Source organism: Antiquaquibacter soli (genome assembly GCF_030580675.1).
Classification (GTDB): domain Bacteria; phylum Actinomycetota; class Actinomycetes; order Actinomycetales; family Microbacteriaceae; genus Rhodoglobus; species Rhodoglobus soli.
Window position 1 is genome coordinate 251,103 of record NZ_JAUQUB010000002.1, and the last position, 12,435, is coordinate 263,537.

Annotated in this window: 10 protein-coding genes; 5 read left to right on the forward strand and 5 right to left on the reverse strand. The window is 72.6% G+C overall.

What is annotated here, in order from left to right; translation table 11 throughout:
- From Q5716_RS11260 to Q5716_RS11270, 3 genes are read right to left on the reverse strand one after another with little or no spacing between them, the layout of a single operon-like run.
- Window positions 1–396, reverse strand: coding sequence for a type II toxin-antitoxin system VapC family toxin (locus Q5716_RS11260; protein WP_305003235.1), 396 nt, complete (start codon window positions 394–396; stop codon window positions 1–3).
- Entirely contained in the window at window positions 393–647 is a 255-nt protein-coding gene (locus tag Q5716_RS11265; RefSeq protein WP_305003236.1) for a type II toxin-antitoxin system VapB family antitoxin, read from the reverse strand. Before Q5716_RS11265 ends, Q5716_RS11260 begins: the two co-directional genes overlap by 4 nt.
- Window positions 648–678: 31 nt before the next feature.
- Window positions 679–5,226 carry an ATP-dependent helicase gene (locus Q5716_RS11270; protein WP_305003237.1) on the reverse strand — a complete coding sequence of 1,516 codons (4,548 nt, stop codon included), beginning with the start codon at window positions 5,224–5,226 and terminating at the stop codon, window positions 679–681.
- Between the two features lie 78 nt (window positions 5,227–5,304).
- Here Q5716_RS11270 and Q5716_RS11275 point away from each other — a divergent pair, with 78 nt between their 5' ends.
- On the forward strand, window positions 5,305–6,627 hold the full coding sequence (locus Q5716_RS11275) for an HNH endonuclease signature motif containing protein (protein ID WP_305003238.1): 1,323 nt from the start codon (window positions 5,305–5,307) through the stop codon (window positions 6,625–6,627).
- An 80-nt stretch (window positions 6,628–6,707) separates the two neighbouring features.
- Entirely contained in the window at window positions 6,708–7,073 is a 366-nt protein-coding gene (locus Q5716_RS11280) for a bleomycin resistance protein (RefSeq protein ID WP_305003239.1), read from the forward strand.
- Window positions 7,074–7,140: 67 nt separating this feature from the next.
- Here Q5716_RS11280 and Q5716_RS11285 read toward each other — a convergent pair whose 3' ends face one another.
- Window positions 7,141–7,764 carry an alpha/beta hydrolase gene (locus tag Q5716_RS11285; protein WP_305003240.1) on the reverse strand — a complete coding sequence of 208 codons (624 nt, stop codon included), beginning with the start codon at window positions 7,762–7,764 and terminating at the stop codon, window positions 7,141–7,143.
- A 31-nt stretch (window positions 7,765–7,795) separates the two neighbouring features.
- Between Q5716_RS11285 and Q5716_RS11290 the strand changes: the two genes are divergently transcribed.
- Entirely contained in the window at window positions 7,796–8,335 is a 540-nt protein-coding gene (locus Q5716_RS11290) for an NUDIX hydrolase family protein (protein ID WP_305003241.1), read from the forward strand.
- A 152-nt stretch (window positions 8,336–8,487) separates the two neighbouring features.
- Here the strand turns inward: Q5716_RS11290 and Q5716_RS11295 are convergent, their stop codons facing one another.
- Window positions 8,488–10,047: a DEAD/DEAH box helicase gene (locus Q5716_RS11295; protein WP_305003242.1), complete on the reverse strand. Its 1,560-nt coding sequence runs from the start codon at window positions 10,045–10,047 to the stop codon at window positions 8,488–8,490.
- Between the two features lie 239 nt (window positions 10,048–10,286).
- Between Q5716_RS11295 and Q5716_RS11300 the strand changes: the two genes are divergently transcribed.
- Window positions 10,287–11,585: a glycosyltransferase gene (locus tag Q5716_RS11300; protein WP_305003243.1), complete on the forward strand. Its 1,299-nt coding sequence runs from the start codon at window positions 10,287–10,289 to the stop codon at window positions 11,583–11,585.
- Window positions 11,582–12,409: an alpha/beta fold hydrolase gene (locus Q5716_RS11305; protein ID WP_305003244.1), complete on the forward strand. Its 828-nt coding sequence runs from the start codon at window positions 11,582–11,584 to the stop codon at window positions 12,407–12,409. Before Q5716_RS11300 ends, Q5716_RS11305 begins: the two co-directional genes overlap by 4 nt.
- Window positions 12,410–12,435: the final 26 nt, after the last annotated feature.

Genomic DNA, 12,435 nt, shown 5'->3' on the forward strand with positions numbered 1-12,435 from the left:
TCAGTCCAGGGCGCTGCGGATGTCGGTGTGGGCGAAGTCGTCGCCCTTGTAGAGGAGCGGCTCGCGGAGGTCCTTCGCGAGGGCGTACGCGAAGCAGTCGCCGAAGTTGAGGTTCGCCGGGCTGCCGCTGCCCCGCCCGAAGTCCCGGTACGCGCGCCGCGCGATCTCCGCCTGGCGGGCGGTGACGGGCTCGATCTGGATGCGGTGTTCCGCGAGCAGTTCGTCGAGCCGGCCGCTCACGACCGGCTCCCGCGCCGAGTCGACGACGATCGCGCACTCGACGAGCGTGCCTGCTGACATCCGGGGCGACCGCGCTTGGGAGATCGCGCTGCCGAAGTCCGCGGCGTCGCTCTCGGCCCGGATGATGGCCACGATGGCGGACGAGTCAATGATCACTTCGGCAGACCCAGGTCGTCGTAGAGGTCGTCCGTCTCGAGCATCCCGCCGCTCTCCCTCAGAATCCTGCCCGTCTCGCGGCTGATCTCCATCGTCCGCTCGTAGCGGCGCTGGCTCTCGGCCTCGTGCGCCAGCTCCTCGAGGCGCGCTCGCACGGCCTCATCGACCGCTTCGGTCTGACTCACGCCCCTGATTCTCGCCAGTTCGCGAACGGCGGCATGGGTGCTCTCGTTCTTGATGTTGAGACTCATGGGAGCGATTCTACCGTGGGGGAGCAGATTTCTACCCTCGCAGCCTCAGCCCCTGCGGCGTCGGCGCGAAGCCGGCCTCCACGAGCGCCTCCCCGATCGGCGAGCCCACGGAGAACTTGCCGTCGATGCGCTGGACCTTGAGCGACACCCGCGCCCGTCGCGCGGTCGCCACGAGGGACGCGGATGCCGCGCGCAGCACCTCCGGGTCGGTCGAGAAGCTCAGCACGCTCTTGCCGCCCTTCTCGACGAACAGGGTCAGCGAGCCATCCACGAGCACGACGAGCGCGCCCGCCTTGCGGCCCGGTCGATGGCCCTTGCCGTCTTCGGCGGCAGCAGTCGGCGCGGGCCACGGGAGGGCAGCGCCGTACGGGCTCGCCGGGTCCGTGGCGGCGAGGGTCACGGCATCCCGCGGCGGCACCGCCTCCGGGTCCATCGAGAAGCCGCGCAGCCGGTCGACGGTCGCGCCCGTCGCGAACTGGGCGGCCCCGAGCCCGTCGACGAAGTAGCCGCGACGGGCGCGGCCCTGCTCCTCGAATCCGCTCAGCACCTTGTAGACGAGCCCGAAGCCGCCCCGGATGCCCTCGCTCGCGACCGCCCCGCGCGTCACCACCCCGTGCCGCTCGAGCAGCAGCTCCGCGGTCGCCTTCGCCCGCACGGTCGAGTCGGGTTCGGCGAGCGGCAGGAGCGACCAGCGGCCCGCCCCCGTCGGCGGTCCGGACTGCGCGACGGCGAGCGACCGGCCGCGGTAGCTGCGGGTGCGTGTCGGGCGCGGGGCCCGCGCCGGGCCGCCGAGCGATGAGCGCAGCGGCGCGAAGCTGTCGTTCGTGATGAGCCCCGCCCACACGAGCTCCCAGAGCGCGGCGTTGAGCGCCTTGTCGTCGGTGCTCCCGACGGCCGCCGCGAGCTGGCGGAAGAAGTAGGCCCCGCCGCCCGCGAGGGCGCCGAGGATGTCGCGCTGCAGCTCCGTCGTCTCCTCGCCGAGCGGCTCCGCGAGCGTGAGCGGCGCACTGTCGGCGAGGTGCAGGCTCACCCAGCCGTCGCCGCCGGGCAGCGACCCCGAGCCCGACCAGACGACCTCGCCCGTGACGGTGAGCTCGTCGAGCCACGCGGGCGAGTAGTTCGCGAGCCGGGCCGGCAGCACGAGCGACTCCCAGGATGACGCGGGCAGTGGCACCCCGGCGAGCTGCTCGATCACCTGCGCGAGGCCGTCGACCCCGCGCAACTGCCCGCCGACGTGCTGCCACGCGGGCAGGAACCGGCCGAGCGCCGACTGCTCTACGGGCTCGACCTCCTGGCGGAGGGCCGCGAGCGACCGGGCGCGCAGTCGGCGCAGCACCTCGACCGAGCACCACTCCGTGCCGGTGGCGCCCGGGCGGAACTCGCCGTCCACGACGCGGCGGTCGGCGGCGAGTCGGCGGAGGGTGTCGGTGACGACGGCGATGCCGAGACCGAAGCGGGCCGCGACATCCTGAGCGGTGAAGGGGCCGTGGGTGCGGGCGAAGCGGCTCACCAGGTCGCCGACGGGGTCGTCGACGGGCTCGATGAACGCCGTCGGCACGCCGATGGGCAGGGGCACGCCGAGGGCGTCGCGGAGGCGCGCGGCGTCCTCGACGACGGCGAACTGCGGGGTGCCGGCGACGGTGACGGGGAGGACCCTGTTGGCTCTCGTGAGCGCGGTGAGCTCAGGCTCCGGATCGACCTCCGCCCGCTCCCGCAGCTCCTCGAGCGACAGCGGCCCGAGCATCCGGAGCACGTCGACGATGCCCTCCGCGTCGCGCGCCTGGCGTTCCGGGGTGAGCCGCTGCAGCTCGCGCTCGGTCTGCTCGAGCACGTCCGGGTCGAGGAGCTCCCGCAGCTCTGCCCGCCCGAGCAGCTCGGCGAGCAGCGTCGGGTCGAGGCTCAGCGCGGCGCTGCGGCGCTCGGCGAGCGGCGAGTCGCCCTCGTAGAGAAACGCCGCGACGTACCCGAACAGCAGGCTTCGCGCGAACGGGCTCGGCGCGGGCGTCTCCGTCTCGACCACGCGCACCTCCCGCGACTCGACCCGGCCGACGAGTTCGAGGAGGGCCGGCAGGTCGTAGACGTCCTGCAGCACCTCGCGCACCGTCTCCAGCAGGATCGGGAACGTCGGGTACTTGCGCGCCACATCCAGCAGCTGGGATGCCCGCTGCCGCTGCTGCCACAGCGGCGACCGCCGCCCCGGGTCGCGACGCGGAAGCAGCAGGGCGCGGGCCGCGCACTCGCGGAACCGCGCCGCGAACAGCGCCGAGCCGCCGACCTCCTCGGTCACGATCTGCTGCAGCTCGTCGCGCTCGAACACGAACAGCTCCGCGCCGGGCGGGTCGGCGTCGGTGTCGGGGATGCGCACGACGATGCCGTCATCCGCGGCGACGGCCGAGCCATCCACCCCGAGCCGGTCGCGGATGCGCGCGCTCACCGCGAGGGCCCACGGCGCGTGCACGGGCATCCCGTACGGCGAGTGCAGGATGACGCGCCAGTCGCCGAGCTCGTCGCGGAACCGCTCCACGACGAGCGTCGTGTCGGTGGGCACCTGCCCGGTGGACTCCTTCTGCTCGCGCACGAGGGCGACGAGGTTGGTCACCGCGCGCGGGTCGAGGCCGATCTCGGCGAGGTGGTCGTTCTTGCCGGCGGCGACTTCCCTCGTGAACGCCCCGATCGCCTGGCCGAGCTCGGACGGGCGGCCCAGGCCGTCGCCCTTCCAGAAGGGAACCTTGCCCGGCTGCCCGAACGCGGGGCTCACGAGCACCTGGTCGTGCGTGATCTCCTCGATGCGCCAGCTCGTCGTACCGAGCGCGAAGACGTCGCCGACGCGCGACTCGTAAACCATCTCCTCGTCGAGCTCGCCGACGCGGCGGCCGGACTCGGACCCGACCATGAAGACGCCGAACAGTCCGCGGTCGGGGATGGTCCCGCCCGAGGTCACCGCGAGCCGCTGCGAGCCCGGGCGCCCCTCGATGGTGCCGGCGACGCGATCCCACACGACCCGCGGCCGCAGCTCGGCGAACTCGTCGCTCGGGTAGAGGCCGCTCACGAGGTCGAGGGTCGCGTCGAACGCGCTCCGAGGGAGGGTCGCGAACGGGGCGCTGCGCCGCACCGTGTCGAACCACTCCTCGACGTCCATCGGCTCGAGCGCGACGGCCGCGACCGTCTGCTGGGCGAGCACGTCGAGCGGGTTCTGCGGGATCGCGATCGCCTCGATGAGCCCCTTGCGCATGCGGTCCACCGCCACTGACGTGTGGATGAGGTCGGTGCGGTGCTTGGGGAACAGCACGCCCGTGGAGATCTCCCCGACCTGGTGCCCGGCGCGGCCGATGCGCTGGAGACCGGATGCCACGGACGGCGGGGACTCGACCTGGATCACGAGATCCACCGCCCCCATGTCGATGCCGAGCTCGAGGGAGCTCGTCGCGACGACGCAGCGCAAGCGGCCGGACTTGAGGGCGTCCTCGATGTCGGCGCGCTGCTCCTTGCTCACTGAGCCGTGATGCGCTCGGGCGAGCGCGCTGGAGCTGGGAGAATCGCGCAGCGATTCCGCGACGCCAGCGCCGACCGAGCTTGCGAGGGAGGATCCCCTCGTAGAACCCGCCTGCGCCATTATCGCCGCCGGGGGCTTCGTGACGGCGCGCTCGAGTCCCGGGTTCTGCCGCTCCTCCCAGATCTCGTTCAGGCGGGCAGTCAGGCGCTCCGCCTGGCGGCGCGCGTTGACGAACACGATCGTCGAGCGGTGCTCCAGGATGCGGTCGACGATCGCCTCCTCGACGTGCGGCCAGATCGACCCCGTGGCCTCCGGAGCGGCCGCGGTCGCGCCGCTCGTGGAGCCCTCGCGGGGCGTCGTCGGGCCGATCTCCGTCATGTCCTCGACGGGCACCTCGACGGTGAGGTCGAACGTCTTCGCCGCCGGGGGCTGCACGATCGTGACCGGCTGGCGTCCGCCGAGGAAGCGCGCGACCTCCTCGAGAGGGCGCACCGTGGCGGAGAGGCCGATGCGCTGCGCCGGTGACGGGAGCAGGGCATCCAGTCGCTCCAGGGAGACGGCGAGGTGCGCGCCGCGCTTCGTGGCCGCGACCGCGTGGACCTCGTCGACGATGACCGTTGTCACACCGGTGAGGCTCTCGCGGGCGCGCGACGTGAGCATGAGGTAGAGCGACTCGGGAGTCGTGATGAGGATGTCCGGGGGAGTGCGCGCGAGCACGCGGCGGTCCTGCGCGGTCGTGTCGCCCGAGCGGACGCCGACGGTGATCGCCGGGACATCCAGGCCGAGTCGCTTGGCGGTCTGCGTGACGCCGACGAGCGGCGCGCGGAGGTTGCGCTCGACGTCGACGCCGAGGGCCTTGAGGGGGGAGATGTAGAGCACGCGAGTGCCTTGGCCGGGCTGCGTGATGAGCTGGTCGATCGACCACAGGAACGACGCGAGCGTCTTGCCCGACCCGGTCGGCGCGACGACGAGCGCGTGCTGGCCGGATGACACGGCCTCCCACGCGCCGAGCTGGGCTGCTGTCGGCGCCGGGAACGCGCCCTCGAACCACTCCCGCGTGGCGGGGGAGAAGCGCTCGAGGACCATGGGTCCATCCTCCCCCGGGCCGCCGTCACTATCCACAGCATTCGAACACAAGTTCGAAACTCGTGATAGACTAGAGGCATGAACACCCCGGGTCTGGACGCGGCGATCGCCGCCGTGCGGCACGTCGCCGCAGGCCTGGATGCGCTGTCACCGGTGGATGCCGTGGTCGCGGTCGAGAGCCTCGGTCGCGTCGTGGATGCGGCGCGCGTCGCGGCAGCGGGTCGGGTGTCGGCGGGCGAGTCCGAACGGCTGGGGTTCGCGTCGCCGATTGCGGCGGTCGCAACTCTTTCTCGGGTGTCGGAGAAGACCGCCCGATCGCGGCTGCGGATTGCCGCGGCGACGCGAGAGGATCGCTCGCTCACCGGGGCGGAGTTGCCTGCCGCGTTGCCCGTGGTCGCGGCGGCGCTGCCCGAGATCGGCCTGGATGCTGCGGAGGTGATCGTCAGGGAGCTGGATGCCGTGCGCCCGCACCTCGATCCGGCGCTCGTCTCCTCGGCGGAGCGCGTGATGGTGAACCTGGCCTCCGGTCTCGACGCGACGGGGGTCGAGCGGGTCATGCCGGAATCCGTGACGTCCCTCGCCGGCCAGTTCTCCCTGATCGCGTCGGCGATCGATCCCGACGGTGCACGGCCCCGCGAGGAGCGCGCCCGCCGTCGGCGCTCCTTCCGCCTGGGCATGCCGGATGTCGACGGACTGGTGCCAGTCGGTGGGCTCCTGATGCCCGAAGTGGGCAGCCTCCTGCTCGGCCTCATGGAGGCGCACCGGCGCTCGCCGCGGTTCACCGCGGAGCCGGAGCTTGCGCACCACGAACCCACGGACAGCCGCACTCCGGCGCAGCGACGGCACGACGCGCTCGCCGACATCATCGTCGCCGCGGCGCGAGCCGAGGGCGCCCCCTCGCTCGACGGGATGCCCGTCTCGGTCATCGTCACGGTGGCCGCCGCAGACCTCGCCGACGAGGACGGGCTCGCCGGTGACCCGATCGGGGTGCTCGCCGGCTCGCCTGTCCCCGTCTCCCGGTCCGCGGTCGAGCGCTTCATCGACAACTGCGGGCTCCGGCTCGTGCGGCTCGCGGCGGACGGCTCAGTCGCGGGAATGTCTGCTCTGCAGCGCTGCTTCGGAGGCGGTCACCGCCTGCAGATCGCCGCGCGGGACGGAGCGCGCTGCGCGAGTCCCGGATGCACGAGCCCGCACTACGCGCTGCAGGTGCACCACGTCATCCCGTGGCGCGAGGGCGGACCGACCCACATCGACAACGGAATCCTGCTCTGCTACTGGCATCACCAGAGGGTCGACGACGGCCCGTGGGAGTGGCGGATGGTGAACGGACTCCCCGAAGTGCGGGGGCCGGGCATCCCGGAGTGGACACGGATCTCGTCGCCCGCCCGCGTCGCGGCGTAGCGCGGCCGCCGTCGCTGCTGCCCGCAGCTTTCCGGGGGAGCAGCATGGTCTCCCTGGGGCCACTTCGATACGCTCGCGAGATGACGGATCGAGCGGTACCCAACCTGCCCTCCCGCGACTTCGATGCGACGCTCGCGTTCTACGGCGGGTTCGGGTTCGAGGTGAACTACCGGTCCGACGACTGGTTGATCCTCGAGCGCGGCGCAGTTCGACTCGAGTTCTTTCCCTTCCCCGACCTCGACCCGACGGCGAGTTCCTTCATGTGCAGCGTGCGCGTCGACGCAGTGGACGAACTCTACGAGCGCATCAAGGAGTCCGGGGTCGAGGAGCGGGAGGCCGGGCATCCCCGCCTCCATCCCGTTCGCGCGCAGCCGTGGGGGCACCGCGCGGGCTTCCTCGTCGACGTGGACGGCACACAGCTGCACCTGATCGAGAACGCGTCCTAGAGTCGATCACCCGCTCCGCCGGCAGTCGACTGCTCGGCGCGTCGCGCGAAGCCTGTGAACGAGTCGGTTACGCGTGCTCGCCCAGGAACCGCGCGAACTCGCCCAACTCGGCGGTCGAGATCGAGTGGCCCAGGTCCTCGTAGATGCGCACGGTGGCGTCGGCGTGCTCGGGCAGCCACAGCGCGGTGCGGGCGATCGCGGCATCCGGGATCACGGGGTCCTGCGTGCCACGACCCCAGAACACGGGCGGCTTCACGAGTGCGAGCTCGGCGTCGCCGGGGTGGGTCGCGGATGCCACGAACCCGGAGAGGCACACGGCGGCGGCGAACCGATCCGGCGCGTGCCGCAGCAACTGGAGCGTCATCGCGCCGCCCTGGGAGAAACCGAGGAGCGATACCGAGGTGTAGGAGAGGGTGTCGAGCCAGTCGAGCACGGCGACGGCAGCAGCATCCACCGCCTCCCCCGCCGGCTCGCCGGGCCGCTGGCCCTGCAGCGACCACCACGCGAAGCCGCCGCTCTCCGCGAGCGGAGCGCGCACGGATGCCACGACCGGACCGAGCGGCAGGGCCGGGGACATCGAGAACAGGTCGCCCTCGTGCGAGCCGTACCCGTGCAGCAGCACGAGCAGTGGTCGCCCCGCGCGCTCCCGCTCGGGGGCCGACCAGAGCACCGCGGATGCGTCGAGGTTCATGACCCCCACCCTACGTGCGCAACAATGGAGCATGAGCTCCGTGGGAACCCCCGACCCGAACTCCGGCTGGCTCTCCGACGAGGAGCTCGCGGAGACCCGTCGCCGACTGCCGCTTCTGTACGTCGAGGCGATCCCGGTGCGGGTCGACGGCCTCGGCCGGGTGACCGAGGTCGGCACCCTGCTGCGGGCCAACGACGGTGAGATCACGCGCACCCTCGTCTCGGGCCGCGTCATGTACGGGGAGACGCTGCGGGACGCCCTGTTCCGCCACCTCGAGAAGGATCTCGGCCCGATGGCGTTCCCGCTCCTCCCGGCGAGCCCGGTGCCGTTCCAGGTTGCCGAGTACTTCCCGTGGCCGGGGTCGAGCCAGTTCATGGACGTGCGGCAGCACGCCGTGTCCCTCGCGTTCGTCGTGCCGGTGACCGGCACGTGCGACCCGCGTCAGGATGCGCTCGAGATCACCTGGCTGCGCCCCGCTGAGGCGGCCTCCGACGCCGTCACCTCCGACATGGAGGGCGGCCGCGGCGCCCTGCTTCGGGCAGCGCTAGCATCCGTGGGGGTTCTTCCCTAGCTTCGAGCCGTCGTCCATGTGGCTCGAAGACGAAGCCGGGGTGCAATGGCGCACCCCGGCTTTCTGTCGTCGTCCGCAAGGGCTCGCCTCATTCGCAAGGGCCTGCAGAACTCTCGACGCCCTTGCGAGTGAGGCGGGCTCTTGCGGGGTGGTTACCGCCCGCGGACGTTCGGGCGCACGACGGTGCCGACGCGGATCGGGCCGGCAGCAGACTGCGCGCGGCCCTTGCCGCCGCGGCGACGGGACGAGGATGCCGCTGCCGGCTGCTCCGAGCGGGTGGCGGGCTGCGCCGCGCGCTCAGGGCGACCGGCGGAGTGACCCGCGGCGGAGTGCGTGCGGGTGCCCGAGCCCTGCGAGGAGCCCGCGGCCGCCGGGCGACCGCTGCGGTCCCGGCGCGGGCGACCCGAACCGGAGCCCTGCCCGGCGCCCTGGCCGCGGGCATCCCGAGCCGCGCGCTTGCGCTGCGCGTTCGCGCCCTGCGACTGACCGCCCTGCGACTGACCGCGCGCCGGCTGGGCCGCACGGGGGGCGGGCTTCACGTAGGCGGCGACGTCTCCGACGAGCTTCACGACGGGAGCCGACTCGGCGGTGACGGTCTGCGGGGTGACGGTGATCGCGGCCTTGCGCAGCAGCTGCGCGGTGTCGCGGCGCTGCGCGGGCAGCACGACGGTCACGACATCGCCCTCGGAGCCGGCGCGCGCGGTGCGACCCGAGCGGTGCAGGTAGGCCTTGTGCTCCATGGGCGGGTCGACGTGCACGACGAGTTCGACTCCGTCGACGTGCACTCCGCGGGCCGCGACATCCGTCGCCACCAGCACGCGGGCCGATCCGTCGGCGAACGCGGCGAGGTTGCGGTCGCGCTGCACCTGCGACAGGTTGCCGTGCAGGTCGACGGCAGGGATGCCCGACTCGGTGAGCTGCTTGGCGAGCTTCTTCGCGTGGTGCTTGGTGCGCATGAACAGGATGCGACGGCTCGTGCCGGAGGCGAGCATCCGCACGAGCGCGTTCTTCTCGTCGACGCCGGCGACCTCGAAGACGTGGTGGGTCATCGCGGCGACGGGCGAGTGGGCCTCGTCGACGGAGTGCAGCACCTCGTTGTGGAGGTAGCGCTTGACGAGCTTGTCCACGCCGTTGTCGAGGGTCGCACTGAACAGCAGGCGCTGACCCGACTGGGGCGTCTTGTCCATGATGCGCGTGACGACCGGCAGGAAGCCGAGGTCGGCCATGTGGTCGGCCTCGTCGAGCACGGTGATGTCGACGTGCTCGAGGTGCACGAAGCCCTGCTTCATGAGGTCCTCGAGGCGGCCCGGGCACGCGACGATGATGTCGACGCCGGCGTTCAGCGCGGTGACCTGACGGTTCTGCGAGACGCCGCCGTAGATGGTCGTGACCGAGAGCCCGTTGGCGTCGGCGAGCGGCTGGATGGTGGCGGTGATCTGCGTGGCGAGCTCTCGGGTGGGGGCGAGCACGAGGCCGAGGGGGGTGCCCTTCGGCTTGGAGCGGCGGGCCTGCGAGAGCCGCGCGACGAGCGGCAGCGCGAACGCGAGCGTCTTGCCCGAGCCGGTCTTGCCGCGGCCGAGCACGTCGCGACCGGCGAGGGTGTCGGGGAGGGTGTCGAGCTGGATGGGGAACGGCTCCGTCTTGCCGTCCGCGGCGAGCACGGCGACGAGGGGAGCGGGCACGCCGAGCGTGCTGAAGGTGGGTGTTGACATGGGTGTCCTGTAGTTCGGGTGGAGCATGGCGCGGGCGGACGGGAGTGTCGGCACACGATCGCCGCAAGAAAGTGTCTACGAGCCCAGCTGGTCGCGGGCGAGAAGAGGAAGCGTTCTACGACGCAGGGAAGCCGTCGTGGCTTCGCAAGTGAATCCAGCCTAGCAGGCAAGGTTGCACGGACGTTGTGCGGGCTCCGACGGCCCGTCGGCGGGATGCCCGTGCCGCCACTGTAAGAGCCATGTCCAGCATCCTGATCTGCAGTACGCCCGTCCACGGGCACGTCACCCCGCTCCTTGCCGTCACGCGGGCGCTCGTCGCCGCGGGCCACGACGTGCGCTTCCTCACCGGTCAGCGCTACCGCGAGGCGGTGGAAGCCGCGGGCGCGGCCTTCCTGCCGCTCCCGGCGGTCGCCGACTACGACGACCGGTCGATGGATGCCGCGTTCCCCGGTCGCGTCGGCCTGACCGGCCCCGCGGGCATCCGCTTCGACATGATCGAGATCTTCCTGAAGCCCCTCCAGGCCCAGCTCGCCGCCGTTCGGGTGGCGCTCGGCACCCCGACGGACGTCGTGATGACGGAGCCCCTCTTCACGGGCATCCTCGGCCTGCTCGTGGAGCCGGCGCACTCGCGTCCGCCGATCGTGAGCCTGGGCATCCTGCCGCTCGGCACGAAGAGCAGGGACACGGCGCCGTTCGGGCTCGGCGTGCTGCCGATGGGCGGTCCCCTCGGGCGACTGCGCAACGCGGTCATGACGGTCATGGCCGAGAAGGCGGTCTTCGCCCCCGTGCAGCGCTTCGCGGAGGAGCAGGTACTCGCGGCGACGGGCCGCGAGCTCGGCGGCTTCTTCCTGGACTGGCCGCGCCGCGCGGACGCGCTCGTGCAGTTCACCGTTCCCGAGTTCGAGTACCCGCGCAGCGACCTGCCCGCGTCGGTGCGCTTCGTCGGCCCGGTGTCGACGTCGGCCCCGTCGTCGGCGACGCTCCCGGACTGGTGGGGCGAGCTGGATGGCTCGCGCCGAGTCGTCCACGTCAGCCAGGGCACCGTCGCCAACCAGGACTACGAGGAGCTCATCCTCCCGACGATCCGCGGCCTCGCGGACGCCGACGACGTCGTCGTGATCGCCACGACCGGGGGCCGACCGGTGTCGAGCATCCCGGGCCGCATCCCGTCGAACGTGTACCTCGCCGAGTACCTGCCGTACGACGAGCTGCTGCCGCGCACCGACGTCATGGTCACCAACGGTGGTTACGGCGGCGTGCACTTCGCTCTTCGCCACGGGGTACCCCTCGTGGTCGCGGGGATGACCGAGGACAAGATCGAGGTCAGCGCCCGCATCCAGTGGTCGGGCGTCGGGGTGAACCTCCGCACGAACCGGCCCTCGGACGACGCCGTCGCGGAGGCGGTGCGCGAGGTGCTGCGCACGCCCTCCTTCGCGGATGCCGCGAACCGCATCGGTGTGGCCATCGCGCGGTCCCCCGGGGTCGCCGGCCTCCTGCCCATCGTCGACGAGCTCGTCTCGGCCCGCGCGCGATCGTGACCGCCGCGACCCGCCCCGCGCCCCGGCTCGTGCCCACGAGGCTCGGCCGCCTCGCCGTGCGCGAGTACGGGGCAGGCGCCGCGGCGGTGCTGTGGCACGGGCTGCTCGTCGACTCGGCGAGCTGGTCGCGCGTCATCCCGCCGCTCGCGGAGCACCGCCGGCTCATCGTCGTCGACGGCCCCGGGCACGGCGACTCCGACGAGCTCGCGCGCGTGACGACGATCGCCCGCTGCGCCGATGCGGCCGTCGACCTGCTCGATGCGCTCGGCCTCGTCGATCCCGTCGACTGGGTGGGGTCGGCGTGGGGCGGACACGTGGGCTACGCGGTGGACGCAGCCCACCCGGGCCGCCTCTCCAGCCTCGTCGCCATCGAGTCGCCGACGGAGCCGGCCTCGACCGCGGAGCGGCGCCGACTGCGCGCCCTCCGACCGGTGCTGCGGGTCGCGGGCCGCGGCGGGTTCGTCGTGCGACTCGTGGCGGAGGCCCAGCTGACCGACTACAGCCGCGCGGTCGACGCCGAGGCGGTCGCGATCGTGCGCGAGTCGCTGCGGCGGCAGTCGCGGCGCAGCCTCTCGACCTCGATCGCCTCCTTCGTGCTGCGCCGCGCCGACCTCGAGGCCGACCTCGTGGGCGGCTCCGCTCCCGCGCTCCTCGTCGCGAGCGACGACCGCGGCTACTGGACGCCGGAGTCGGTGCGCCGGGCGGCGGGGCGCCGCGCCGGGGCGACGGCGACGACGGTGTCGTGGAGCCGGATGCTCGTCCCGATCGAACAGCCCGCCGCCCTCTCCCGCGAGATCGTCGGGTTCTGGCGGGGACTCGGATAGTGGGGGCCCGCACCGTGGAGCACCTC

Bases quoted from the DNA above. Each gene is read 5' to 3' on its own strand.
- Q5716_RS11265 (WP_305003236.1), bottom strand. From the start codon at position 647: ATGAGTCTCAACATCAAGAACGAGAGCACCCATGCCGCCGTTCGCGAA.
- Q5716_RS11270 (WP_305003237.1), bottom strand. From the start codon at position 5,226: ATGGTCCTCGAGCGCTTCTCCCCCGCCACGCGGGAGTGGTTCGAGGGC.
- Q5716_RS11275 (WP_305003238.1), top strand. From the start codon at position 5,305: ATGAACACCCCGGGTCTGGACGCGGCGATCGCCGCCGTGCGGCACGTC.
- Q5716_RS11280 (WP_305003239.1), top strand. From the start codon at position 6,708: ATGACGGATCGAGCGGTACCCAACCTGCCCTCCCGCGACTTCGATGCG.
- Q5716_RS11285 (WP_305003240.1), bottom strand. From the start codon at position 7,764: ATGAACCTCGACGCATCCGCGGTGCTCTGGTCGGCCCCCGAGCGGGAG.
- Q5716_RS11290 (WP_305003241.1), top strand. From the start codon at position 7,796: ATGAGCTCCGTGGGAACCCCCGACCCGAACTCCGGCTGGCTCTCCGAC.
- Q5716_RS11295 (WP_305003242.1), bottom strand. From the start codon at position 10,047: ATGTCAACACCCACCTTCAGCACGCTCGGCGTGCCCGCTCCCCTCGTC.
- Q5716_RS11300 (WP_305003243.1), top strand. From the start codon at position 10,287: ATGTCCAGCATCCTGATCTGCAGTACGCCCGTCCACGGGCACGTCACC.